The organism is Bradymonas sediminis (genome assembly GCF_003258315.1).
GTDB lineage: Bacteria > Myxococcota_A > Bradymonadia > Bradymonadales > Bradymonadaceae > Bradymonas > Bradymonas sediminis.
The window spans coordinates 2576665-2600924 of the sequence record NZ_CP030032.1 but is presented as its reverse complement, the minus strand read 5'-3'; the positions used below and the strand labels follow the sequence as shown (position 1 = coordinate 2600924).

The 24260-nt window shown below is 62.5% G+C and carries 16 protein-coding genes; 6 read left to right on the top strand and 10 right to left on the bottom strand.

From position 1 onward, the window contains the following. Nucleotides 1-113: 113 nt before the first annotated feature. The 6 genes from DN745_RS09865 to queA all read right to left on the bottom strand — a co-directional run bounded on the left by DN745_RS09865 (nt 114) and on the right by queA (nt 11865). On the bottom strand, nt 114-1322 hold the full coding sequence (locus tag DN745_RS09865; RefSeq protein ID WP_133621797.1) for an endonuclease/exonuclease/phosphatase family protein: 1209 nt from the start codon (nt 1320-1322) through the stop codon (nt 114-116). A gap of 220 nt (nt 1323-1542) precedes the next feature. Beyond that, nucleotides 1543-3834 carry a hypothetical protein gene (locus DN745_RS19320; protein ID WP_162687579.1) on the bottom strand — a complete coding sequence of 764 codons (2292 nt, stop codon included), beginning with the start codon at nt 3832-3834 and terminating at the stop codon, nt 1543-1545. Nucleotides 3835-4081: 247 nt separating this feature from the next. Continuing rightward, nucleotides 4082-6694: a hypothetical protein gene (locus tag DN745_RS09855; RefSeq protein WP_133621798.1), complete on the bottom strand. Its 2613-nt coding sequence runs from the start codon at nt 6692-6694 to the stop codon at nt 4082-4084. A 186-nt stretch (nt 6695-6880) separates the two neighbouring features. Further along, nucleotides 6881-9112, bottom strand: a complete 2232-nt coding sequence (locus DN745_RS09850) for a hypothetical protein (protein ID WP_133621799.1) — start codon at nt 9110-9112, stop codon at nt 6881-6883. Nucleotides 9113-9451: 339 nt separating this feature from the next. Further along, nucleotides 9452-10573 (bottom strand): tRNA guanosine(34) transglycosylase Tgt, encoded by a 1122-nt coding sequence (gene tgt, locus DN745_RS09845; protein ID WP_111334432.1) that lies wholly within the window; start codon nt 10571-10573, stop codon nt 9452-9454. Nucleotides 10574-10632: 59 nt separating this feature from the next. Continuing rightward, entirely contained in the window at nt 10633-11865 is a 1233-nt protein-coding gene (queA, locus tag DN745_RS09840; RefSeq protein WP_111337617.1) for a tRNA preQ1(34) S-adenosylmethionine ribosyltransferase-isomerase QueA, read from the bottom strand. A 258-nt stretch (nt 11866-12123) separates the two neighbouring features. Between queA and DN745_RS09835 the strand changes: the two genes are divergently transcribed. Continuing rightward, nucleotides 12124-12870: a tetratricopeptide repeat protein gene (locus DN745_RS09835; protein ID WP_111334430.1), complete on the top strand. Its 747-nt coding sequence runs from the start codon at nt 12124-12126 to the stop codon at nt 12868-12870. 71 nt (nt 12871-12941) lie between these two features. Here the strand turns inward: DN745_RS09835 and DN745_RS09830 are convergent, their stop codons facing one another. Next, nucleotides 12942-13706 (bottom strand): AMIN domain-containing protein, encoded by a 765-nt coding sequence (locus DN745_RS09830; protein WP_111334428.1) that lies wholly within the window; start codon nt 13704-13706, stop codon nt 12942-12944. A 544-nt stretch (nt 13707-14250) separates the two neighbouring features. Between DN745_RS09830 and DN745_RS09825 the strand changes: the two genes are divergently transcribed. The 3 genes from DN745_RS09825 to DN745_RS09815 all read left to right on the top strand — a co-directional run bounded on the left by DN745_RS09825 (nt 14251) and on the right by DN745_RS09815 (nt 18464). Then, a complete protein-coding gene (locus tag DN745_RS09825; protein WP_111334426.1) occupies nt 14251-14838 on the top strand; it encodes a TetR/AcrR family transcriptional regulator in 588 nt (195 codons plus the stop codon). A gap of 271 nt (nt 14839-15109) precedes the next feature. Continuing rightward, nucleotides 15110-16558 (top strand): trypsin-like peptidase domain-containing protein, encoded by a 1449-nt coding sequence (locus tag DN745_RS09820; RefSeq protein ID WP_162687578.1) that lies wholly within the window; start codon nt 15110-15112, stop codon nt 16556-16558. A 256-nt stretch (nt 16559-16814) separates the two neighbouring features. Next, nucleotides 16815-18464, top strand: coding sequence for a hypothetical protein (locus DN745_RS09815; RefSeq protein WP_133621800.1), 1650 nt, complete (start codon nt 16815-16817; stop codon nt 18462-18464). Nucleotides 18465-18652: 188 nt separating this feature from the next. On the opposite strand, the gene DN745_RS09810 is transcribed toward DN745_RS09815, so the two are convergent. Continuing rightward, entirely contained in the window at nt 18653-18850 is a 198-nt protein-coding gene (locus tag DN745_RS09810) for a TIGR04563 family protein (RefSeq protein WP_111334420.1), read from the bottom strand. 125 nt (nt 18851-18975) lie between these two features. Beyond that, entirely contained in the window at nt 18976-20406 is a 1431-nt protein-coding gene (locus DN745_RS09805; protein ID WP_162687577.1) for a carbohydrate-binding family 9-like protein, read from the bottom strand. 425 nt (nt 20407-20831) lie between these two features. Here DN745_RS09805 and rpsT point away from each other — a divergent pair, with 425 nt between their 5' ends. Then, nucleotides 20832-21101: a 30S ribosomal protein S20 gene (rpsT, locus tag DN745_RS09800; RefSeq protein ID WP_162687576.1), complete on the top strand. Its 270-nt coding sequence runs from the start codon at nt 20832-20834 to the stop codon at nt 21099-21101. Nucleotides 21102-21179: 78 nt separating this feature from the next. Here rpsT and DN745_RS09795 read toward each other — a convergent pair whose 3' ends face one another. Then, nucleotides 21180-21833 (bottom strand): hypothetical protein, encoded by a 654-nt coding sequence (locus DN745_RS09795; protein ID WP_133621801.1) that lies wholly within the window; start codon nt 21831-21833, stop codon nt 21180-21182. A 380-nt stretch (nt 21834-22213) separates the two neighbouring features. On the opposite strand from DN745_RS09795, the gene ftsH reads away from it, so the two are divergent. Next, a complete protein-coding gene (gene ftsH, locus DN745_RS09790) occupies nt 22214-24229 on the top strand; it encodes an ATP-dependent zinc metalloprotease FtsH (protein ID WP_162687575.1) in 2016 nt (671 codons plus the stop codon). The last annotated feature ends 31 nt before the right edge of the window (nt 24230-24260 follow it).

The following is a 24260-nucleotide window of genomic DNA, read 5'->3' as shown; positions in this document are numbered from 1 at the left end:
GTCGTCGCCTCGCCGGATATCTATACAAGTGATTTGAGGGTGGTTTTCTTCCCAAGAAATAAAGACACGCCGCGAAGGCGGCGTGGTTGGAGGCAGTGAGCGTACTGATTGGCTTAGTTTGAAGCCTTCTCGTCTTTGGATGCCTCCGAGGGAGTTTGGGCGGTGTCCTGCCTATCCAACTGGGCGTTTGCCAGGGGAAATTGCCCCATCTCCAGGGTGGTTTCGAGGGCGCGATGGTCGGATAAATACTGGGTGGCGCACGAGTCATCGGCCATCTCGAGGGTCGCGGAGGCGAGCGTTCGGGTCTCGAGAGCCGGGGCGTCGCGCGGGGCGCCGAAGTCTAGAATATAGTCGAGGCGAAGCCGGCGCTTCCAGTGTTCGGCGGCGTTTGGGCTCTTGCAGGGCTGGAGCGATTCGTCGACGCAATTATAGGTGTTGGCGGCGCGTGTTTGGGGCTCATCATAGCGCCAGGGCGCCTGGGCTGCGCGGTAGGTGTCGACGGGCAGGGCGTCGCAGTGCGGACATGCGCCTGCCAGGAAGAGCATCGCGTCGGCGTATTCGCTTAGTCGATCTTCGCCCGGGGTCGGCTCCTCCCAGCGCAGACCATTGATATTGAGGTCGCCCATCAGGAGCGTCGGCCAGCGCGCGATGCTTGGGTGCGTGGTGAGAAAGGCGCGGATCTGAGCCAGTTGCGCGCGTCGGGTGGCGCGGGCCCCCGCGCCCCCGCCGGAGTTCAGGTGCGTGGCGAGGACATTGAATTTCAGGCTCTTCGAGACGCGTATGCGCGCCCAGACGAAGCCCTTGGTGGCCAGGCAGTCATTCCACTTCCCGTGACACCGCTCAAAGGCGACCGCCTCCCAATCCTCGATGGCGTGCGGGCTCAGGATCGACACGCCCCCGTTGATGCTAAGGCCGCGCGCTGGCGGTTGGCTCAGTATTTGATGAGGGTAGGTCTGCGCGGTGGACCTGGCGAGGATCTGGGTCGACGCGGGCTCGAAGGATTCGGTGAGCACGATGATATCGTGGGCGTGGGCGTCATCGCTGAAGTAGTCGGCGATGCGCTGGGCCCGGCAGGCGTTGCGGTCGCGCCAATTTACGGGGGCGGGGCGCATAAAGATATTGTAGGTGAGCGCGCGAATCTTGGCGTAAGCGGGCGCGGCATCGGCGGGCGCGGCATCGGCGGGCGGAGGCTGGGCTTCGGTGGTCGGTGATGCCGCCGGCGGCGAGGGCGCCGGGATATGCGGGTTATGCGGGGTTTGGAGTGCTCCTAAAAGGGCGAGGCCAGCCAACATCACGCTGCCAGACAGTGCAAATATGCGCATCTAAATCCTCCCTCCAGCAGTGTTCTAGTCAACCCAGCAACGCATGCCGACCTGGGCGGCGCCCCGGCGGCTCAATTTCAACTCTGCGCAACGTTTGCTTGGACTTCTAAATCTTGGCACGCGTCGAGGCGTTATAAGCGCAGCGCGCAAAAACGCCCCGGATATCGCGTGGATATCCGGGGCGTGGAGGATGTGCGCTCAGGGCCTAAACGATCGAGGGTTAGTAGGGCGCTGCGATGCCATTGGAGCCGCTATTCCCGGCGCTGGTGCCGCCAATGCCGCCGCTTCCGGCGTTGATGATATTGCTATTGGGCAGGTCGACGGTGGTGTTCTGGCGGTAGAGTCCGTAGGAGACGCCGCCCGCGCCGCCGCCGCCATGGCCGCCGTCGCCGCCATTGCTGCCGTTGCCGCCCTTGCCACCGCCGCCAACTTCGTCCGTGGAGACCTGGCCGCCAGCCGCACCCAGGGCGCCGTTGCTGCCGTTGCCGCCGCTGCCGCCCTTGCCGCCGTTGCCGCCGTTGCCTGCGGTGATCGTATTGCTGTGGAGCACGATGCCGGTGGAGTTCACCAAGAAGAGCCCGAAGGAGCTGCCACCGGCGGTGCCGCCGGTTCCTTTCAGCCCGCCGCAGCCACCGCCGCCGCCCCCGCCGCCGCCGTTGCCGGAGCCGTTGAGCGAGGAGTCCAGCGGCACGCCCTGGCCGCCGCCGCCGCCGCCGCCACCGCCGCCGTTGCCATGCTCAGCGTCGCTGCCGTCGGCGCCCGCGCGGCCAGTCCAGAAGTCGTTGGTGACCTGTCCGCCGGAGCCGCCCGAGCCGTTTTGCCCGTTGGCCGCCACCGCGCCATTGGCGCCGTTGAACCCATCTTCGCCGATGGGGAACCAGGTCGAGCCGTCGCCGTCGCCGCCGTCGCCGCCGTTCGAGCCCAGCAGGCCGACCTTGCCTTTTTGGCCCGGGTTATCTCCGCGGTACCCGCCGCGGCCGCCGTCGCCGCCGTTGCGGCCACACGCGGATGCGCCCCCGCTGCCGCCCGCGCCATAGCCGAAGCCGTCCGGGTCGCCGTCGCCGCCCACGCTTCCCTTCAGGCCGCCGCCAAAGGCCACGAGTCCAGATTGCCCGTTGGTGCCGTCGACGCCTGGGCCGGCGTTTCCGGCGGTGATCTTCGAGTTCTGAATGATCAGCTTCGTGCAATTTTTGCAATGCATCGCGTAGTTGTTCTGCTCGGGCACCGACGTGTTGGCGGTGACGATTTCGACCATACCCAGGTAGGTCGTAAGGGTGACGCCGACGCCGCGCACCGCGATGCGCTCGCCGGGGCCATCATAGAAGATTTTGGAGGTCGGGCTGCCGCTGCGGGTCCAGTTGTTGGCGGGGTCATAGCCGCCGAAGATCGAGACGCCGTTGGCCAGGTTGACCTGCTCGTTATATTGGCCGGTGGCCAGGTAGATATGGTCGAGACCGCTGGCGCTGCCGGCCATGGCCAGCGCGCTGGCGATGGTCTTGAGCGGGTCGGCCTGGGTGCCCGCGGCGGCGTCGGAGCCGGTGGGCGCCACGAAGATTCCGCGCGAAAGATCCCCGTCGAACCCGTCGCAGTTGCTGTCGACGCCGGCGGCGTCGGGGATGTCGGTGGTGTCGGTGATGGTGCACTCACAGCCGTCGGCGACGTCGCCGTTGAGGTCGACGGTGTCGGGGTCGCATTTTAGGAACTCGCACACGCCGGCGTCACAGGTTGCGCTGGCGCCGGGGAATTCGCAGGCGATATTGCAGCCGCCGCAGTGGTCCAGGCTTGAGCCCGTATCGGTCTCGCACCCGTTGCTCGGGTTCCCGTCACAGTCGGCGGTGTTGGCCGAGCAGCTCTCGTAGGCGCCGGTGAGCGGGATGGACAGGGTTTCGCGCGCGCTGGCGGTCGCCGGCAGCAGCAAAATCTCGAGGGCGTCCGAGGCGAAATCACCCGCGGTGCCCGAGCCGAAGACGCTGACCTCGAAGAAATACGATTCGCCCGCGGCCAGGTCATCCGGAAGGCTCGTGTCGGTGGCCACCGGCGCGCTTCCTGTGGAGTAGCGGCGGGGCTGAATCGTGAAGTTCGGGTCGCGAACGGTCGCCTCGTTGAGGCGAATATCGACGGTGCCCAGGTTATCGATGCGCACCAGACGGCTCAGCGTGGCGCCGTCGGCGACGAAGCCGAAGTCCAGCGTGGTTTCGGCCTGGCAATCTCCCCAGGCGACGTCCTCCCAGGGCGCCGCCGCGTCGATCACGCACGCCGCGTAGGAGACCTCGCCTTCCTCCTCGAGTGTGTCCGCGTCCTGGGCGTCATTGCCCGAGTCGCCCAGCTCGGCGTCGGCCCCGGCGTCACTTGGGTCGGCGTCAGGCTGCTCGACGTCGCCATGGCCTGCGTCCGAGAGGTTACCGTTGACCTGGGTGTCCAGCTCGGATTCTGCGCAACCGACTTCGATCAGGCAGAGCAGGGTTAGACACAATAAGAGGGATAATTTTGATTTATGGATGAATGTTCGCATTTCGTAAATGGCTCACTGGGTAAATGGTGTGCGCATGACGCTTTCAACTTAGCTAAAGAGCATGGTGCATGCAACGAATCAACCCTCGGAGGTGGGTTTTCTCCAATATATTGGTTTGATGGGGGATTCGCAGGTTGGGAGCGGTTGTTGGGGCCACTAAAAACGCCTCCGGAGGAATCCGGAGGCGTTTAGGGCGGAGTCAGTGCGTCAGCGCGTTTGCGAAGATGCCTGAGCCGAGGCTGCGTGATTAATAGCTTGCCGCGAAGCCGTTGGTGCCGGAGAGGCCCATGGAGGCGCCGCCGCTGCCGGGCTGGCCGGTGATGATGGTGTTGGTGCCCGGGAGTGTTCCGCTCACCAGGGTGTTGTCGCGGTAGATGCCGTAGGAGTGGCCGCCTGCGCCGCCGCCACCGTGGCCGCCGTTGCCGCCGTTTCCACCGCGGCCGCCGTTCCCGCCGGCGCCGACTTCGTCGTCACAATAGCGGTTGCCCGCGCCGGGGGCGCCGCCGCTGCTTCCCGGGGCGCCTTGCCCGCCGCGGCCGCCGTTGCCGGCGTTGCCCGACGTGATGCTGTTATTGGTCAGCACGATCCCGGTCGAGCTGACCAAAAAGATGCCAAAGGAGCTTCCGCCGGCCTGTCCGCCGGTCCCGGCGGTGCCCGCGCAGCCACCGCCGCCGCCGCCGCCGCCGCCGTTTCCGGAGCCGTCGTTCACATTCCAGCCGCCTTGACCCGCGCCGCCGCCGCCGCCACCGCCGCCATGGCCGTGCGTGCCGATGGTGCCGTTTCGGCCGTCGTTGCCGGCCCAATACCCGGCGAGCACTGCGCCGCCGGCGCCGCCCGCGCCGCTGGTTCCGTGGGTGCCATGGCGATCGCCGACACCATTGCCACCGTGGCCGCCGCTGGAGCGCCCCTTGCTGCCGCCGGACGAGCCGATGGCGCCGGTGCCGCCGGTATAGCCATCATTTTTGCCTTCGCTGCCGCCGCGCCCGCCGTTGCCGCCGTTTCGGCCGCAGGAGGATGTGCCGCCGGAGCCCCCAGAGCCCCAGCCGGAGCCGTCGCAGGAGCCCGCGCCGCCCGTATTGCCAGGGCGACCATCTGCCGGCGTCGTACCGTTGACGCCGTTTTGACCATTGCCGGCGGCGCCGGAGGTGATCGTGGAGTTCTGAATCGTCAATTTTGTGCAGTTTTTGCAGTAAAGCGCGTAGTTGCTGCCATTGCCGCTGTTCACCGGGCCGGTGGCGATGTCGAGCATCCCGAGGGTCGTGGGTGAGGAGATCGTATCGCCGCGCACCGCGATTTTTGGGCCGACATTTCCGTTATAGAAGATGCGCGTGGTCGCGCCGCCGTTGCGACGCCAGCTGTCGGTGGCGTCGTAGCCGCCGAAGATGGAGATGCCGTTCACAAGTTGGATTTGTCCGTCGTATTGCCCGGTCGCCACATAGATATGGTCCAGGCCGCTGACGCTACTGGCCTCGGTGAGCGCACGGGTAATGGTCGCAAACGGCGCGCTCATGGTGCCCGCGGCGGAGTCCGACCCGGTGGTCGCCACGAAGATGCCGCGGGTGATGTCGCCGTCGATGCCGTCGCAATTGGCGTCGACGCCGTTGGCGTCCGGGGCGTCGTTGGCGCTCTGGAAGGTGCATTGGTATTCGCAGCCGTCGCTGGGGTCGCCGTTAAGGTCGGTCCAGCCGGCCAGGCAGGTGTCGAGCTCGCAGGCGCCCGCGACACATTGCGTTTGGGCGTGGGCCAGGGCGCAGACATTGCCGCAGCCGCCGCAGTTGCTCAGGTTCGAATTGGTGTCGACCTCACAGCCGTCGACCTGGTTGGCGTTGCAGTCCTCGAAGCCCGGCTCGCAGGCGTCGAGCGCGCAGGCCCCGCCGTCGCACAGGGCGCTGGCGTTATTAAACCCGCAGACATTGCCGCAGCTTCCGCAGTCATCGATGGAGTCGAGCTCGGCCTCGCACCCGTTGCTCGGGTCCATGTCGCAATCGTCGAAGCCCGCGTCGCATGTGGCGACCGCGCATTGGCCGCTGACGCAGGTCGAGCTGGCGTTATCGGCCGCGCACACGCTGCCGCATGCGCCGCAGTTGAGCGGGTCGGTGTCCAGGTGAACCTCGCAGCCGTTGCTCGCGTCCCCGTCGCAGTCATAATAGCCGGTCGCGCAATTTCCGTAGCCGCCTCTGATCTCAACGGACAGCGTTTCCGGGTCGGTGCCGCCGGCGTCCACCAGAATTTCGAGCATATGAGCGGCAAATTCAAGCGAGGAGCCGGTGCCGGTGCCGCTGACGCTGACCTCGATAAACAGCGCCTCCCCGGCGAGCAGCGCCGCGGGGAGGGCGACCTCGGCGGAGTCGGGCGGGGTGTCCCGGGTGAAGGTGAGCGCGCGAATGCTGAAATTTGGGTCCGCGATGCTGGCGTCTGTCACCATCAGGTCCGCCTCGCCCATATTATCGATGCGCAAGCTTCGCACCACGGTGTCGCCGGCCATGACCGTGCCGAAGTCCAAGATCTCGGGGTCCGCGCATTCGCTCCAGGGCTCCGCTTCGCCCAGCACACACGCGAGATACTCGACCGTCGTGGCGCCAGCGTCACTCGCGGTGTCACCATCCGTCTGAATATCTGCGTCATCCGGGGATGAGCCGTCCCTTGCATCACCGTCACCCGCGGCGTCGCTGGGGGAGACAATATCTTCGGGGTCGGGCGTCGACGCATCCCCGCTGCCCGCGTCGCGCGTCTCTTGAGCGGTGTCAGTCTCCTCAATGTTGGGCTGTGTGGAGTCGCCTATACCGGACTCCGCGCAGCCCACCCCGAGGAGCAGCGACAGGCAAATAACTAATTTCGAGAAAGACTTTAAGTGACGCATATTAGCCATCCATTTTGTATAGAAGTTGTGCTTTCCTGAAATATACTAGAGTGCGCGCACGCGTGCAAATCCGCGTCAGTTTATATTTTGGCGCAACGCTTGGGGGGCAGCGCGGCACGAACCGAAGAAACCCCACCGGAGTTATCCGATGGGGTTTGGTGAGGCACGGGGGGTCAGGTCAGGCGATTAAAACGCCTGGGCGACCCCGTTTGCGCCGGGATTGCCGAGCGAGGTTCCGCCCGCGCCGGGCTGACCGGCGGTGATCGTATTGTTGCCGGGCAGGATACCGTTGGGGTCGGAGTTGAGGGTAAAGATTCCGTACGAGTTGCCGCCGCTGCTGCCATTGCCGCCTGCGCCGCCTGTGGTTCGAAGGTTATTACCCTGGAAGATGCCGCCAGGTCGACCGCTCGCCCCTGGAGAGCCGTTGCTTCCGTTGGTCCCTGCGCCACCATTGCCACCATTGCCAGCAAGAATCGTGTTATTTGACAGGGTGATGCCGGTAGAGTCGATCAGAAAGAGGCCGAAGGCGCTTCCGCCGTAGCTGCCCTTCTTTCCGCCGCGTCCAGCACAGCCGCCGCCGCCGCCGCCGCCGCCACCATTCCCGTGGGTGCCGTCGGTTGCGTCTCCGCCGCTGACGCCTTGCCAGAAGCCGTTGACCACTTGGCCGCCGCTTCCGCCCGAGCCGTGTTGGCCGTGGGTCGCGGGAGCGCCATGAGCGCCGGGTTTACCCGGTTGGGGGATAATGATGGCACCGTAATTGCTTTTGCGGACTCCCGGTGTGCCAGCGCCACCAGGTGTTGCGGAGACACCGCTCATGCCTGCGAGTCCCCACGAGGCAGGTCCCAGCTGGGCAGCTCCGCCCGCGCCTCCTTTTCCCCCGTTTCGCCCGCATCCTGATAACCCGCCGCTACCGCCCGCGCCGCGTGTGCTGTTCCTATACCGCCCGTTGCCACCGACGCCTCCGGCTCCGCCGCCCGGGTTGGGCGGACCGACGAACATACCATCGCCTGCATCGCCCGGGATGAAATTGTTATTTTGCAGGATCAACCCGCTGCAATTCACGCAATGAAGCGCGGTATTATTTCCATTGTCGCTGGTGACCGCGTTGGTGCTGATCGTGAGCATCCCCAGCGTGGTCGGCGAGGTGATATTCTCGCCGCGCATCGCGATCTTTCGGCCGCTGTCGCCGGTATAATGGATGCGGGTGACGTTGTTGATATCGCGCGACCACGCGTTTGATGGGTCGTATCCGCCGTAGATCGAGATGCCGTTAAACAGGATAAGCTGGGTGTTGTACTCGCCAGCGGCGACGTAGAGGTGGTCCAGCCCGCTGACCTGACTCGCCACGGTGAGCGCGTAGCCGATGCTCTGGTAGGGAGACGCCATGGTGCCGGCGCCGGTGGTGTCTGAGCCGGTGGTCGCCACGAATATGCCCCGGCTGATGTCCCCGTCGATGCCGTCGCAATTGGCGTCGGTGGTGGTGATATCGGGCAGGTCGTGGTTGCTCTGAAAGGTGCACTCGTACTCGCAGCCATCGCTGAGGTCGGCGTTGAGGTCCATCCAGCCGGTGGCGCAGGCGTCGAACTCGCAGGTGCCGCTGCTGCATTGGGCGCTGGCGTTGTCGAATTCGCAGGTCACGCCGCATCCGCCGCAATCGTCGACGGTTTGGATATCGGTCTCACACCCGGTGGCGATATCGCTATCACAGCTGTCGAACCCCGGGCTGCAGGTCGTTCCACATTGCCCGCCCGCGCACACCGCCTCGCCGTTTGCATCCGAGCAGGCGTTGCGGCAGGTGCCGCAATGCAGCGGGTCCGCGTTCAGGTTGACCTCGCACCCGTTGCCGACGTTATCGTCGCAATTTGCGAACCCCGTCCCGCACGTTCCATAGTCCCCGATGAGCTCGACGGAGACGGTTTCGGGAGTGTCGGCGCCGGTGTCGATCTCGAGCTCGAGCGAGTCCGCCTCGAAGACGAGCGCTTGCCCCGCGTTGAGATTCTTCAGGGTGACTTCGATAAAGAGCGACTCACCGGCGGGAAGTTCGGCCGGGAACGCGACTTCGCTCGAGGTGGGCGGGTCGTCCGTGGTGTAGGTGAGGGCGACGATCTCGAAATTCGGGTCGTCGATGGTGGCGCCGGTGATCGTAATCGGCGCGCCGCCCAGGTTATCGATGCGCATGCGTCGCATCACGGTGTCGTGCGATGACACCGTGCCGAAGTCAAAGATGTCCTCCTCGGCGCATTCATCCCACGGGGCGGCTTCGCCCAGCACGCAGGGTTGATAATCAATCTGCGAAGCGCTGGATGTATCCGGGTCTTCGACGTCGGCCTCACCGCCGGCATCCGGCGTATTCGAGGTGTCCGGATCGCTTTCTCCGACGTCTTTATCCGAGCTCGGCCCGAGCACGGAGGTGTTCACCTTCGCGTCCCCGCAGGCCACAAGCAAAGACAGAGAAAGGCAAACGAATACGCTGGAGTACGGCGTCGAGGCACGCATAGTATTTCGTCCAATTTTTAGTGTGTTGATTAGGACGTACTTCATGACATGAAATCAAAATTCAACGTAATCATAGGTGAAATTTTTTTGAGATAAGCGAATCAATTACTCGGGGCCGCGCAGCGCGTATTACAGGGGCGGCGCTTCAAGAAGCGCCAAACCCTCCGGATTTCTCCGGAGGGTTTGGGGTGAATCAGGACGCTTTATTGCAACTCGGGGGTGACGCCATGGGCAGGGAGAGCGCCGTCCGCGCGGCGCCGATCAGTCTTCTTTGGCGGCGTAATAATCCAGGCGGAATTGCTCGAAGCGCCCCTCAATGATCGCCTCGCGGGCCTGGCCGACCAGGGTGAGGAAATAATGCAGGTTATGCAGGGTGCACAGGCGCGCCGACAGGATTTCCTTGGCCTTATAGAGATGGCGAATATAGGAGCGCGTGTAATTTTTGCAGGTATAGCAATCGCAATCCGGGTCGATGGGGGCCATGTCTTCGGCGTATTCCGCGTTTCGGATGTTCACCACGCCGCTGTGGGTAAAGCATTGGCCGTTTCGCGCATTGCGGCTCGGCAGCACGCAGTCGAACATGTCGACGCCCCGGGCGATGCACTCGATGAGGTCGTCGGGTTTCCCCACGCCCATCAGGTATTTGGGCTTATCGTCGGGCATCATCGGGGTCGTAAACTCGACCGTCTCGTACATCTTATCCTTGGCCTCGCCCACGCTCAGCCCGCCGATGGCGAAGCCGTCGAAGGGCAGCTTGCACAGCTCGTCGGCGTGCAGCTTGCGCAGCTTCTCGCTGGTGCCGCCCTGGATGATGCCGAAGAGCGCGCAGTCCGGGCGGGTGCGCGCCTCCAGGCAGCGCTTGGCCCAGCGCGTGGTGCGCGCCATGCTCTTTTGCATATAGTCCTCGGTGCAGGGAAGCTCCGGGCACTCGTCAAACGCCATCATGATATCGCTGCCCAGGGTCTCCTGGATCTCGATGACCTTCTCGGGGGTGAAGAGGTGTTTGGCCCCGCCGATATGGTCCTGAAACAGCACGCCCTCTTCTTTGATCTTGCGCAGGTCTTTGAGGCTAAACACCTGGTAGCCGCCCGAGTCGGTCAGGATCGGGTGGTTCCAATTCATAAATTGGTGCAGCCCGCCGTGCTTCTTAATGACGTCGAGCCCCGGGCGAAGATAGAGGTGGTAGGTGTTGCCCAGGATGATCTGCGCCTCGATCTCGTCGCGCAGATCCTCCGGGGTCAACGATTTGACGGTCCCCTGGGTGCCCACGGGCATAAAGATCGGCGTCTCGATGCTCCCGTGGGCGGTTTCGATCCGCCCGGCGCGCGCCGTGCCGTCCTGAGCTTGAACTTCAAACGAGAATGTTTCGCATTTTATGGCCATGGGAACTTCGCTGAACGTGTAAAGATAATGGGATAAGCGGGGTGAGTCGGATGCGCGTCTTAGCGGATAAAGACCGAGTCGCCGTAGCTGTAGAATCGGTATTTTTCGGCCACCGCGCTGCGGTAGATCTCGCACATGAAGTCGTAGCCAGCGAAGGCCGCGACCAGGGCGAGCAGGGTAGAGCGGGGCAGGTGGAAGTTGGTGATGAGGGCGTCGCACACCTTAAAGGGCTCGCCGGGAAATAGAAAAATATCGGTGCGCCGAAGTCCGGGCTCAAAGGGCGTCTGGCGGCGAGCTTCGGCCTCCAGCGCGCGCGCGCTGGTGGTGCCCACGGCGATGACGCGCCCGCCAGCGGCGCGGGTGCGCGCGATGGCCTCGGCCAACTCCGCCGAGATCTCATATTCCTCCGAGTGCATCTCGTGCTCGGAGAGGCGCTCGGCCGAGATCGGCTTGAAGGTGCCCGCACCGACCTGCAGCGTCACAAACGCGCGCTGCACGCCGAGCGCGTCGAGCTCCTCGAAGAGCGCATCGCTAAAGTGCAGCCCCGCGGTGGGAGCGGCGACCGCGCCGGGTTTGGCGGCGTAGACGGTTTGGTAGCGCTTCTGGTCCGCGGCGGTGGCCGTCTCGGCCTCGCCCATGTCTTTGCGCCGCTTTACAATATAGGGCGGCAGCGGCATCTGGCCGGCTTGCTCAAGCAGGGCGACCGCGGAGTCTTCCCACGCGACTTCGACCAGGGCGTGGCCGGCGGCGTATTCGCGCACCACGAAGGGGGGAAGGGCGGCCTGGTCGGCGCTCAATTCCATGCCCGGGCGCAGGCGCCTGGAGCTGCGGGTCATGCAGCGAAACGCGACCTTTCCGCCCGCGCCCGCAGGGCGCGTCCAGCGCTCGCTGCTGCGCGCGTCGGCGTCTGCCGAGGGCGTGTCGAGCTCGCTGTCGACCGGGTCGACCACGTCCAAGATCAACAATTCGACCGCGCCGCCGCTGCTCTTATGGGTCATCACCCGCGCCGGAATCACGCGGGTATTATTGAAGACCAGCAGGTCGCCGGGCTTTAAATACGCCAATAGATCCCCGAAGTTTCGGTGCGCCAAAGAGCTCCCATCGCGGGTGGCGACCAGCAGGCGCGAGCCGCTTCGCCGGGCGGATGGATGCGCGGCGATCAGCTCCTCGGGCAGCTCGTAATCATAGGCATCGACCCGGTCGAGGTCCACCGACTCCTGCGCGGAGCGGGCGGAATAATCGGCGTCGCCGTGGGTTTTGGGCGCGTTCAGATCTTGATCTTTTGGGGACATAATTTGAATCGATGAGGAGCGGAGTTTGAGCGAGTAGAGCGCGCCGAAAATCATGCGCTCCGGGGAGCCGATGCCTAGCACGAAGCCGCCAACGGGCCAACACAAAGTCGCGCGCCGCGTCAATCGCGGTTGCTCCTTTTGGTGATCCCGTCTAGTCTCAGGTCAGGACGTTTGCCTACTTTAAAATTTCGTGGACCTCATTCGTAGGCGCTTCGGCGCATGACGCCCAAGTGGAACTCTATACCCAGTTTTGCAACTATGAGCGATTCTTTCAAATCCTCGCGAAGCAATGAGCGCGCTGCCGAAATCCGCGCGATGGTCGAGGCGGATTTCGAGCGGATTTCGCAGACCCGCGACCCCTATGGCGTGATGAATCTGGCGCCGAATTGCGACATTCAATTGGTGCGTGAGCGCTTTGAGCGATACGAGCGCTTCTATCGGGTGGAGAATTTTCGGCGCTTCGATGACCCGGAGTTGACCGTGCGGGCGCAGGAGATTCGCAGCGCGCTGAGCCGCGCGATGGTGGCGATTAACGGAAGAGAGAATGCGATGGTTGATGCAAGGCGAGCCTCCCAGAACCTGCCAGGCTTCGTGGTCCCGGCCCACGATGATGATTGCGTGCATTTAGGGGATATCTATTTCCGCGATGGGCTGACGTATTTGCGCCTGGGGGATTTGAACGCCGCCGAAGACTGCCTGCACCGGGCGGTGGACCATGACCCCACCCGCGGAATTCTGCTCGCCTACCTTCATTACGCGCGATATAAATTGCGCAACAATGACCCCCTGGTGGTCGAAGCCTGCGAGGAGAATCTGCGCCGGGCGGCCAGCATGGAGCCCGACAACGTCGAGGTCTTCATCATACTGATGCGCTTTGGCCTCAATATCGAGGACCCTGAATTCGCCCTTGAAGCGCTCACGCGTATCGAGGCGTTGAGCCCCGAGCACCCCAAGTTATCCAAACTGCGTGAGCGTTTCGCTCGCCTAAAAGCGCGCCCCGCCTAATCTCTCATAGGGCAGGGCTCGCCGGGACGAAGGCGCCTCATTGAGGCGCCTTTTGTCTAGTGGGCTATCAATCAATCAAGGGGGGCTGCGGACTCGGTGCGCGTCGGCGCGGCCGACTTCGCCGAGTCATTTGGGAAGTCAAAATAGACATAATTGTCGGACTCACGCACGGTGGGTTGGACAAAATTGCCCAACTCGATGGTGATCTTCAGGGTCGACGCGTCGATCTTGGTCGTCTCAACACGTTTGACGTTGCGCTCAAAAAAGCTCGTGTCAATGAAGCGGCTGAAATTGCGCGCGGCGATCTCGGTATTATTTAGCGTGATCTCGACCTGCGCGGGGTTCTGCTTGCGCAGGATCTTATAGTCGGCCTTGCGCGCGGTCTGGAAGAACACGCGGGTGTAGGCGTCGGTGGGCTCAAACCCCAGCCAGGTTAATTCATTGCGATTCGACTCGTCCTGGCCTTTGGTGCGCGCCCGGCTCAGGTGCGCGACGCTGTCGCGCATGCCCGGGATCACGCCGCGATAGAGCTTGTCGATCGTGAGGTCGAGGGTCTGGCGGGCGCCCGGGTTGTTGACGCGGCCCGCCGCGGACATGCGTACCTCACCGGAGTGGCCCGCCGGCTCTTCGCTGGCTTGGCCGTCCTGTCGGGCCGCCGGGGACGTCGGGCTGGCAGCGCTCCCTCCCTGCGCCGACACGCCCTGCGTGGTGCCCGCGGAGCCCGCCGGCGCCTCGCCATAGCGATGGATTTGTTGCGCGGCCACGGGTGACGCGAGACCGACCACTGTGATCGCCGCGACACCGGCGAAGAAGATGCGTTGACCCAATAAATTCATCGTAAAAACCTTAAGTTGACGCCCGGGGAAACACGAATCTGCTCAATGAAGTAGAATTCTATTCGCCCCAGTATCACCCGAGAGTTTGCGCAGAGCAAGTTTAGCGTGCATATCTCGGTGACACGCATGGCGATAAAAAAGAAATTTTATCGCCAGAGTTGCTCATTTGTCTCCGATTTGCATACATGTGTTTCATACCGAAGCAGGAGCGCAAGAAACTGAGTTTGAATATCGTGTGGAAAGAGCATAGGCCACCCAATGGTAGATCGGAGGCGGGTGCCTACGTTCCACACTCCTTGCGATGAACGCATCGACTCGATGGGCGCGTCGGGCAAACCGCACTCCCTTCGCCTGTTCTCCGGATACTGAGGGCCAATATCGAGGTGGCTATCGGGTTTGGGTTTTTAGGAGTGCTGCTGAATCTATTCGCCCATCGTGAATAAAATTGTCTGGTCGATGGGTTGCATGGCGTGCGCCGCTTCAAGGTTGGATTAATTGAAGCGTAATAATTGTAATAAAAAGAACTTTTGCCGTGGTGAGAAAAATGGCGAGACCCCAAAAGGTGTCAGACGAAGAGATTATTGAGGCGGCGAGGGCCTGTATTTTGGAGTACGGCCCGGAGGTCCCGACCTCGACGATCGCCGAGCAGGTGAACGTGTCGGCTCAGGCATTGCTTAAGCGGTTCGACGGAAAAGCGAACCTGGTCGTCGCGGCGCTTCAGCCGCTGAGTACAATGGAATGGGGCGTGAAGCTTCCCCAGCCGGATGACGAGCGTCCGCTGCTCGTCCAACTGCGTGAGGTAGCGCGCGTCGGACTGGAGTTTTTCCCCAAGTCGATATGCACCGTGTACGCGATGCAATGGAGCATCGTGTCGAGCGAGTTGCTCCATGGCGAGCAGAATTCTCCGCTGGTGCCCATCATCGAAACCGTCGCCGATTGGCTTGCGAATCTGCATCGCCGCGGAGTGATTCGAAACGTTGATTTTAGCGCGGTTGCACTTGCTTTTCTGGGCGCGATCCACGGCGGGGCGGTGATGGAGCGGTCGCAGGGGCGCTCAATCAGGGAGAGCACCTGTATGGCCTACCTCGACACGCTCGCCGAACTCTACGCTGATATGCTCGGTGCCCGCTGAGTTGATGAGCCCGGTGCGCTCAGCGCAGGTTCTTTGAGGAGATACCACGCCCCGACGTCCGGGCGTTGCGCCCCCACGATTGGTGAACACCTTTAGTCGGTGCAAGCATGGGAAGAGGGCGTGGATTAATGGGGCCGATTCATTTGTTTTACCCCCCGGCACTTCTTTACCCGTTATCCGTAATGTCTATAGCGCTTCAATTTTGCTTGGGACGCTAGATATTAACATCTGCCTGGCGCGCCTGAGGGAAATGACACCGATGAAACGCGAAATGAATCTGATTTCACGCCCCGTTCACGTCCTTATGCTCTGCGCAGCGCTCCTGGTTGGACAGGGGATTTTCGCCGCGCCTGCCCGGGCTCAGGCGAACGCCGAGGCGCCCGAAAAGGTGTGGATTGACGGGCGCGCCGAGCCCGGCATCGACCCCGACGCTCCGCTGCGATTCTCCAGCCTGGCCAACCTGGCCGCCGAACTCAGCCCCGCAGTGGTCAACCTCATCGTCACCTATGACGCCGGCTCCGCGCACGCGGGGATCTTCGGCGCCCCCCAGCGAAAGTCGCGCCGATTGGCCCAGGGCAGTGGATTTATCATCCACCCCGACGGCTATATTTTAACCAATTATCATGTGGTCAATGGGGCCGACGAGGTGAAGGTGCGCCTGCTCGATAAGAGCGAATTCGACGGGCATATCGTCGGCGTGGACCCTCAGACCGACGTGGCCCTGCTCAAGATTGAAGCCAAACAAAAACTCGAAGCCATCGCGCTGGGCGACAGCGCCCACCTGCGCGCCGGCGAGCACGTCCTGGCGATCGGCAACCCCATGGGCCTCAGTCATACCGTGACCACCGGGATTATCAGCGCCCTGGACCGGCGAGACCTCGGCATTCAAGAAGAAAATTATGTCGACTTTATTCAGACCGACGCCTCCATCAACCCGGGCAACTCGGGCGGGCCGCTCATCTCGCTGAGCGGCGAGGTCATCGGAATAAACACCGCGATCAATCGACACGGCCAGGGCATCGGCTTTGCGATCCCCATCCGCGTGGTCAAGACGATCCTGCCGCACCTGGCCAAGACCGGCTATGTGGTGCGCAGTTGGCTCGGCGTTCGGGTTCAGCCGCTGGACATGCGCCTGGCGAATTCCTTTGGCCTGGAGTCGGCCACCGGGGCGGTGGTGACCGAGGTCGTCGCCGAGAGCCCCGCCGCCAGGGGCGGGCTCAAGGTTGGGGACGTGGTCCTGGGCTTTGACAATGACTCGCTGGACAGCGGCGTCAGTCTACGCTGGCTCTCCTCGACCGCCGGGGCGGGGCGGGTGGTCGACATCGACGTCTTGCGCGACGGCGAGCGCCGCACCCTCGCGGTCAAGATGGGCAAATTGCCGGACCAGACGATTCCTAAGATTCCGGGCCGCCAGGCCAGGGTGGCTTCGACGAACCTGCACCCCGAATTTGGCGTCGAGGTCGAACCGCTTACCCGAAGCCTGGCCGACGAACTGGGCGCCTCGGGCCACCGCGGCGTCGTGGTCACCAAGGTCGGCACCCGCTCCTCCGCCAATATCGCCGGGCTGCGCCGAAAAGACGTCATCATCGAGGTCGGCAACGCCGAAGTCGCCGACTCGTCTGAATTCGACAACGCCCTTAATTCGATTGTCGAGGGGCAATTCGTGCGCCTGAAGGTCCTGCGCGACGGCTATGTGGTTTATCTCGCCGTTCGAAAATAGGCCGCCGCTTCGACTTCCCGCCTGCCGGCCTCGATTTCGGGGCATACTCGCGCCTTCCCTGGCGCAGATTCGCGAGATTATGCCCACTCCCGCTTGATTCGAAGCCCCTGCATTTCTATAGTCGCAGGTGTTTGGCGACGAATTACAATCGTGTCATGCATGACACCGATTGACTAATTTCCTGATAAATCACGATATCCGCGCTTCGACGCCGTCGAGGGCATGGGTTCACACACGAAAATTGCTGGATTACGCTATGAAATCGACAGATTTGAGAAATCTATTTTCCCTTCGAGCGCCGACATCGGCTCTCTACGCGGGTGTATTGATGGGCTGCTTGAGCCTGGGCGTGGGCTGCTCCGACGACTCGGACGCGGGCGCAAAAGAGGGCGAGAGTTGCACCGTCGGCAAGGATTGTCAGCAGGGTCTTGTCTGCCGAGATCAGGTGTGCGTCACGCCGACCACCGGCTCCAATAATAACTCGCCGGACGCCACCACCAATAATGACGGGGGTGGGGAAGGAGAGGTCGTCACCGCCGATGACTATTATATCTCCTATATTCGCGAGAATAAGACGGCGTCGACCAAATATCTGCACGTTCGCTCAACCGCCGATGGCACCGACTACCAACTCGGCGACGCCGACCACCCCTGCGACCGCGGGTGCTGGCTGACCGAAGATATGAAATATTACGCCTGGGCCGAGATCGACCCGAACGCCCCGCAGGGCTTGAATCTCTTCGCGGTTGAGGTTGAGAATTTTGAGCTCCAGGGCGCCGGAACACAGGTCGCGACCGGGGTGACCTCGATCAGCGCGGCGGGCAATGGCCTGACCTATAACAAGGGCGGCACCTCGTATTTCCTCTCGCTGGGCGCGGGCGGCTCAGAGCGTGAGATCGCGATGGTCGGCGGCGGCGAAGACAGCCTCGCCGGTGGCTGGCACGTCGACCCGGACGCCGACGTCGCGTTCGCGTTCACCCCCACCCTCGACACGCTCGAGCTTAAAGTCGGCGCCTTCACCAGCGCTGCGCTTGAGTCGGTTTATACGCTCAATGGTGTGAATTATGCCGGCGGCGCCGGTAGTTACTATGGCTCCACCATGCCGACCGCGGTGTCGCCGGACGGCAAGCTTTTGGCCTTCGTCGTCAACGCCCCGAACGACTACCAAGAATGCGAAACCGCGGCGGATTGCTCCGGCCCGGTCAAGGTTTGCGGCGCCAATAACTTCTGCTCGGTCATCGAGTTGACGGCCCACTTCCTCGACCTGGATAACCTCGCGACGCTTGGCGAAGAATGTGCTTCCGACAGCGACTGCGGGGGCGTTCATCAGTGCTACCAGCCCGGCGGTGAGTCGGTGTCGGAGTGTATCCCGGCGCGTGTACCCGTCGGCCTGTCCGATACGCCGTACCAGCGCGCTGTGCCAGGCGACACCCCCCGAAGCGGCTGTGACCTGAGCGCCGACGACCCGACCTATCACTACACGAAATTTGACGGTCCGGTCAGCTTTGACAACTCCGGAAACCTCTACGGCGTGGCGCGTCGCGACTGCACCAGTGAGGGCATGGTTGGCGACAGCGATATCATTAAGATCAACCCGCGCGCCAAAGATTTTAGCGTCGTCTGGGGCAACCCCGACACCGGGTTTGACGCCAATCTTTGCTGGGATGAGGGCAACGCCATGCCCGACGTCACCAATTGCTCGCCCTATATCCTCGAGGCCCTGGTCTCGCCGGACGGCAATGATATCGCCTTCGCCGCGACCAACCCGAACGTGGACCGTGAGCAATTCGCCCAGCAAAACTATGACCTGTGGCGCGTGCTTCGAAACGGCAAAGACCACGATTGGATCGGCGACCTGACCATCTCCGAGTCGGTCGAGAATATCGCGGTGCACCCGGCACCCTGACCGGGCACCGCGCGCCCACTCGACCGCCGCTGGCGCGTCGGGGGGCGCCAGCGAACCTGCTGCACAGCGGGCGCTTCGTTCGCGGCAAAGGAGTCGGTTCGCGCCAAGAAGAAAAGCGGCCCCCACATCCTAAGATGTGGGGGCCGCTTTTCTGTTGTGGTCTCAAAGCGATAAACTTCGACGCCGGTTTATGATTCGTCGTCCGCCGGGTCGTCGGGTAGAAAATCATTGGCCGACGGAAATTGGGTGATGGTCTCGCGCGCCAACTCCCATGCCTTCTGCACGACCCAAGACATCGAGCGATCCTGGCGCAGTGATTCCGCGCGAATCTCATCTAAATATTCGACTGGAAAGTAGAGACTCTGTTTGCGTTTATCGCTCGCCATTCGTCGTCCGCGTGAGGTAGAAAAAAGAAATAGAGGGTCATCAATGCGATGACCCTGCTAAATTATGCAAGAAGTTCTGCGAGCTTTATACCAAAGCCCGGGGGGCACTTCAAATCATAATCCTTTTATTCTGCCTTAACCGCCTTCCCGGTTTTTTGCAGGAGTTGTAGCTGTTCGGGGTTAATCTTGAGCGGCGCATTCTCGCGGGTCGCCGGTTTGAGTTGGCGCAGTTTTAATTGTTTGGTCGGCACCCTCACCGGCGCAGGCACGCCGAATTTCAATGTGCCGAAGCGCTCTACCTGATGGAAGGTTCCGCTCGTGGGTTTGGACCAGGCGGAGGTATGGGTGGCTTTGTCGCTCGGGCGGTCGTAGCGATAGAAGTTGGTCGCCCATTGGGTGCCATCGCTCGGGGCGCCATCAATGCCGGGGATCGAGGTGAAGGGCATCTTGATCTCGACGCTCCACTTCGTATCTTTGTCGCTGTCGTCGTTGATCGTGCCGTCGACCCACACCGCCGTCTCAAGGTCTTTCATATTCCAGCTGCGCGCGCGATTGATCTGCTCGTCGCGGGTGCCCTTGCCGCGGCCAAGACGCTCGTCGAACTTGGCGTCGAAGATCGTACCCAGCGGGTTGATCTGCAACTCCAGGTAATTTTTGCCGTCGCGGTTCGAGTCGATATAGACCTCGAAGACCTCTTCGGTCCAGGTGTCCGCGTCGCGCTTGTCGAGCTTGCTCCAGACATGCTCGTCGGGCAGGGTCGCGCCGATCAGCAGGTAGTCCGGGCCGCGCACCACGCGCACTTCGCTCTTGAGGTCGGGCGAATTGCCCAGGGGCTGCAGCGACAGCGGCTTCACCTCGCTCCAAAACGCTTCGTCCAATTTGCCGTCGATCTTAAGCGACTCCAACGCCTTATCCTCGACCTGTGTGACGACATAGTTGGGGAGCGGTCCGCCCGCGGCCTTCGGCTTTCGGTTGGTGTTTTGAACCTTAACCGCCGGCCCGATGACCCGGCGGTCCTGGGTTTTCTTGACGCTATTTTTGATCGGCAGGCGTTGGTCGCCCTTGAAGAAGCCGATATAGGGCGAGGCCTGACCGTTCGGGAAGTCCGCGCTGATCGTGACCTTCTGGACGTCCTTGATGATCTGTCCCTCTTTCCAGCGCCCGGTCTGGTACAACCCGCCCAGCGGGTGGTGGTCCAGGTTCTGGCGGTAGGACTCCTCGGAGGAGTCGAAGTGCACGAACACCTTCCAATTATCGTCGATGTCTTTGAGCGCCTTCCAATACCAGGTGAAGGTCGCGGGTTTGCCGGCGACCAGCGGGGCGTCGATGTCGAAGCCGATCAGCTCAATCTTATCGTCAAATTGCGCCCCGATCGGATATTGGGGGTCCGGGGCTTCGTCCAGCAGTTGGGCTTTGACCTCTTTCCACTGCGCCTGGGTCAGCGTGGTGGTGGGCTGATTGACCTCCTGGCAGCCCGTAAGGCTGGCCGTCGCGCCAAGCGCGGCGGCGAGAGCGAGGCCGATAAAACGATTGCGTGATGTTGGGTGATAATTCATGGTACAAACCTTAAAGAGGGCGCCAGGAGAATTTTTGGCGCCAGACGCGGTAATTGGGGCGGCGTCGCCGATCGCAAAGACGATCGGGTATCGCGCGATATTAATAATATTATGGTGCGAATATGAGTTTCTGGTCGCTCCAGCCCAGTCGCTAAACTTCACGAAAAGGCCGCTAGCGTTTCTTCCGGCTAAACTTAGCGCATCGCTATCGGCCATTGCAACCGGGGCGAGTGTCGGGGCGTCGAGTGCGGTTCATGGCTTGACCTGTAAAAACGGCGGTGCTAAGTAAGCGCGTCCCAGACGTGGAGTCATTTGAATATGATACCGCTGACGCGTCGCGTATCTGGGAGAAATACCATTGTTATCCGATTCATTTTTAAACATAAATCAAACCTCACTTAATTTTGTGAAAACAGGAGTTTATTGTGCCAACACATGATTCTGCTAAAAAGCGGGTACGACAGAACGCGAAGCGCCGCCTGCGCAACAAAGATATCCGTACCCGTCTGACCAACTGCGCGCGCAGCTTTGAGAAGACCCTGGCTGAAGGCGACATCGACGCCGCCAGCACCGCTGCCGCCAAGGTCGAGTCGGTTTATAACCGTGCCGTCTCCAAAGGCGTCATTCCGAAGGCTCGCGCAGCTCGCAAGATCTCGCGCGTCAATCAGCGTCTCAACGCGGCCAAAAACGCTTGAGCCACTGACGTGTGAATGAAATAAGAAATCCCGCAGCGCTCGCTGCGGGATTTTTTATGCCTTCTAGCCCTTCAAAATTTATGGAAGCCGACCATCCGGGTACCCCTGGGGGTAATTAGGGAAATATTGCCCCGGGCGGTTAAGGTTGACCGTGAAATCCCACTGGCCGTTGAGGTCGGTGGCGACCACGGTGTTGTCGCGCAGACTAATAATCTGGGCGTCGCGCAACTCTCCGCGGATTTGCTCGCCGTTCTTCTCGCCTAATTCCTCAAAAATAACCGTGCCCAATAGCCCGAAAGACTCGGAGAGGTCGGGGCAGCTTTGGGCAAAAAACGCCGCGCCGCGCATCACAGGCGGTGTGTCGAAGGTGTGGTCGCCGTCTTTTAATTCGCGGGGATCGGCCAACTCGATGGGCTCACCGAGGCGCTCTCGCACGTGTTCTGGCTGGTAGACCTGCAGGTAGATCGAGTCGCCCGCGCTTGGGCGGCGGGCATCGGTCTGAAAGAACAGCCCGATCCCGTCAGCCTGGATGCGCGCGATGTTCGCAACGGGGCGAACCGGCGAGGCGTTCGCCATGCACTCCTGGTGCTGGGCGATGCCCGCGATGGTGAACTCGGAGTCGCTGGGCACGACGCATCCGCTCAATAGGATCGCCGAGACCAGGCCGAGCGCGCGAAGACCCGCGCCGCGCCGCGCCCGCCGGGGTGCAGGCCACGTCCATGGGCACATCATTTGGGTCATCGTTTGGAGGGTTCTTGGGCGCATGATAATATCCAATCCACTGGTCTTATTTAACGCGACGCATCGCGCTGTGGGGTGCTCGCCGCGGCGCTCGATGATTCAGCCGTCCACGAGCCGGGCGAGGGCGCGTGGCGCCCATGATGCGCGCAATTGGTGCGGGTTTCAACCGCAACCTCGCTCAAGCCCGGCGGGGAGACCGCGTTGACTCACCGCGCGCCGATCCTAAGTTCTCCGGGATATACGCGCTATCGATTTCACGCCGGGCCGAGGCGGCACACCGGTGACTCAAACCGCATCGCGAACGCTTTTTCTATTGAATGGTGCATCGAGTTTGGGTGCGACGGTCTCACTATTTTCGTATGGAGTTGAGGATGAGCAAGCCTTTTGATGAGCAATCGAACCCGCCTCCCGGCCCCAACCCTTCTCCAAACCCGGATGATCCGGGGTCGACGCCCGGGCTGCTGTCGGGGCGCTGGGTCTGGGTGCTCCTGCTGGTGATCCTGGGCGCGACGCTGGTCTACCGCCAGATTCAGGAGCCCGTGGGGCGTGACCTGAGTTATAGCGAGTTTAAGGAGCGCGTGAGCGCCGGCGAGGTGAAGGCGGTGCGCTTTAAGGAGCAGCAACGCCTTATTGTCGCCACGCCCATCGACGAAGTGCTGCGCCAGGCGCAGGAGGACGCCGCCGGTCAGGGCAAGGCCGGCGCAGCCGACGGCGCCCCCGAAGAGGGCGCGGAGTTGGCGCCCAGCCGCGGGGGGAAATTCGAGGTCTGGCGGGTGGTTCCGGTCAAAGAGGACCCCGATTTGATGCCCCTATTGGATGCCCAAGGCGTCCAGGTCAACGTCGACGCCGATTGGGGATGTGAGGGGGCAGGGGTCTTTATTTGGATCATGCCGATGCTCTTTCTCTTCCTGGTGTGGAGCTTTTTCCTGCGCCGCATGGGCGGCATGACCGGCCCGAACTCCCCGGCCATGCAATTCGGAAAGAGCCGCGCCAAGATCTATAAAGAAGAGGGCATCGGCGTGAGCTTTGAGGACGTCGCCGGCTGCGACGAGGCCAAGGCTGAACTCGCCGAAATCGTCGGGTTCTTGCAGGAGCCCAAGAAATACACCCGCCTCGGCGGCAAAGTCCCCAAGGGCGTGCTGCTCATCGGGCCGCCCGGCACCGGCAAGACCCTCATCGCCCGCGCGGTCGCCGGCGAGGCGAAGGTGCCGTTCTTTAACCTGAGCGGCTCGGATTTCGTCGAGATGTTCGTTGGCGTCGGGGCGGCGCGCGTGCGCGACCTCTTTGAGCAGGCCCAGGCCAACGCGCCCTGCATTATCTTCGTCGATGAGCTCGACGCCATCGGCAAAAAGCGCGGCTCGGGCGGCATGCAGGGCAATGACGAGCGCGAGCAAACCCTGAACGCCTTGCTGGTCGAGATGGACGGCTTCGACTCGCGCAGCGGCGTCATCTTATTGTCGGCGACCAACCGCCCCGAGATTCTGGACCCCGCCTTGCTGCGCCCGGGGCGCTTTGACCGCCAGGTGGTGGTCGACGCTCCCGATAAGCGCGGTCGCCTGGCCATCCTCGAGGTCCACGCGCGGGGAATCGTGACGTCGCCGGACCTCGACCTGCGGGTCGTCGCCGGTCAAACGCCCGGGTTTGTCGGCGCAGACCTGGCCAACGTGGTCAACGAGGCGGCCTTGCTCGCCGCGCGTAAAGACAAGCAATTCGTCGAGCTTGAGGACTTCCAGGAGGCCGTCGAGCGGGTGATCGCGGGGCTTGAGCGCAAGAGCCGGCGCATCAACGACAAAGAGAAGAATATCGTCGCCTACCACGAATCCGGCCACGCCATCGTCGCCGGCGCCCTCGACGAGGCCGACCCGGTTCATAAGGTCAGCATCGTGGCGCGCGGGGCGGCTGCGCTGGGCTATACGCTCCAGGTGCCGCTCGAGGACCGTAACTTGATGACCCGAAACGAGCTGCGCGACCGCATCTGCGGGCTCTTGGGCGGGCGCGCCGCCGAGCAGATCGTCTTCGGCGACGTCTCCACCGGCGCCTCCAATGACCTGCAACGTGTCACCGACATCGCCCGGCGCATGGTGCGCGACTACGGCATGAGCGCCACGCTTGGCAACGTCAGCTACGCCGACGACAACGCCGGCGCGCTCGGGTTCATGGGCCCGCGCGCCTATTCCGAGCAAACCGCGCTGCATATCGACCAGGAGGTCCATCAATTAATCGCAGAGCTCTTCGAGCGCACCGTTGCTATTCTGGAGAAAAACCGGGATCTTCTCGAAGAGATGGCTGATTTCCTCAAGGACAATGAGGTCCTCGACGGCGCGGACCTCTCGGAGATGTTGAGCCGAGTGCATCGCGCGCCGACGCAACATTCTTTTGAAGATTAGCCGGGATTAGTATACCGAGGGCGCGCTCGGA

Excerpts from the sequence above, each read along its gene's own strand:
- DN745_RS09835 (WP_111334430.1), top strand. The coding sequence starts at position 12,124 with ATGAGCGATTCTTTCAAATCCTCGCGAAGCAATGAGCGCGCTGCCGAA.
- DN745_RS19320 (WP_162687579.1), bottom strand. The coding sequence starts at position 3,834 with ATGCGAACATTCATCCATAAATCAAAATTATCCCTCTTATTGTGTCTA.
- DN745_RS09810 (WP_111334420.1), bottom strand. The coding sequence starts at position 18,850 with ATGGCGAGCGATAAACGCAAACAGAGTCTCTACTTTCCAGTCGAATAT.
- DN745_RS09795 (WP_133621801.1), bottom strand. The coding sequence starts at position 21,833 with ATGATGTGCCCATGGACGTGGCCTGCACCCCGGCGGGCGCGGCGCGGC.
- ftsH (WP_162687575.1), top strand. The coding sequence starts at position 22,214 with ATGAGCAAGCCTTTTGATGAGCAATCGAACCCGCCTCCCGGCCCCAAC.
- DN745_RS09805 (WP_162687577.1), bottom strand. The coding sequence starts at position 20,406 with ATGAATTATCACCCAACATCACGCAATCGTTTTATCGGCCTCGCTCTC.
- DN745_RS09855 (WP_133621798.1), bottom strand. The coding sequence starts at position 6,694 with ATGCGTCACTTAAAGTCTTTCTCGAAATTAGTTATTTGCCTGTCGCTG.
- DN745_RS09815 (WP_133621800.1), top strand. The coding sequence starts at position 16,815 with ATGAAATCGACAGATTTGAGAAATCTATTTTCCCTTCGAGCGCCGACA.
- DN745_RS09820 (WP_162687578.1), top strand. The coding sequence starts at position 15,110 with ATGAATCTGATTTCACGCCCCGTTCACGTCCTTATGCTCTGCGCAGCG.
- DN745_RS09865 (WP_133621797.1), bottom strand. The coding sequence starts at position 1,322 with ATGCGCATATTTGCACTGTCTGGCAGCGTGATGTTGGCTGGCCTCGCC.
- tgt (WP_111334432.1), bottom strand. The coding sequence starts at position 10,573 with ATGGCCATAAAATGCGAAACATTCTCGTTTGAAGTTCAAGCTCAGGAC.
- DN745_RS09830 (WP_111334428.1), bottom strand. The coding sequence starts at position 13,706 with ATGAATTTATTGGGTCAACGCATCTTCTTCGCCGGTGTCGCGGCGATC.
- queA (WP_111337617.1), bottom strand. The coding sequence starts at position 11,865 with ATGTCCCCAAAAGATCAAGATCTGAACGCGCCCAAAACCCACGGCGAC.
- DN745_RS09825 (WP_111334426.1), top strand. The coding sequence starts at position 14,251 with ATGGCGAGACCCCAAAAGGTGTCAGACGAAGAGATTATTGAGGCGGCG.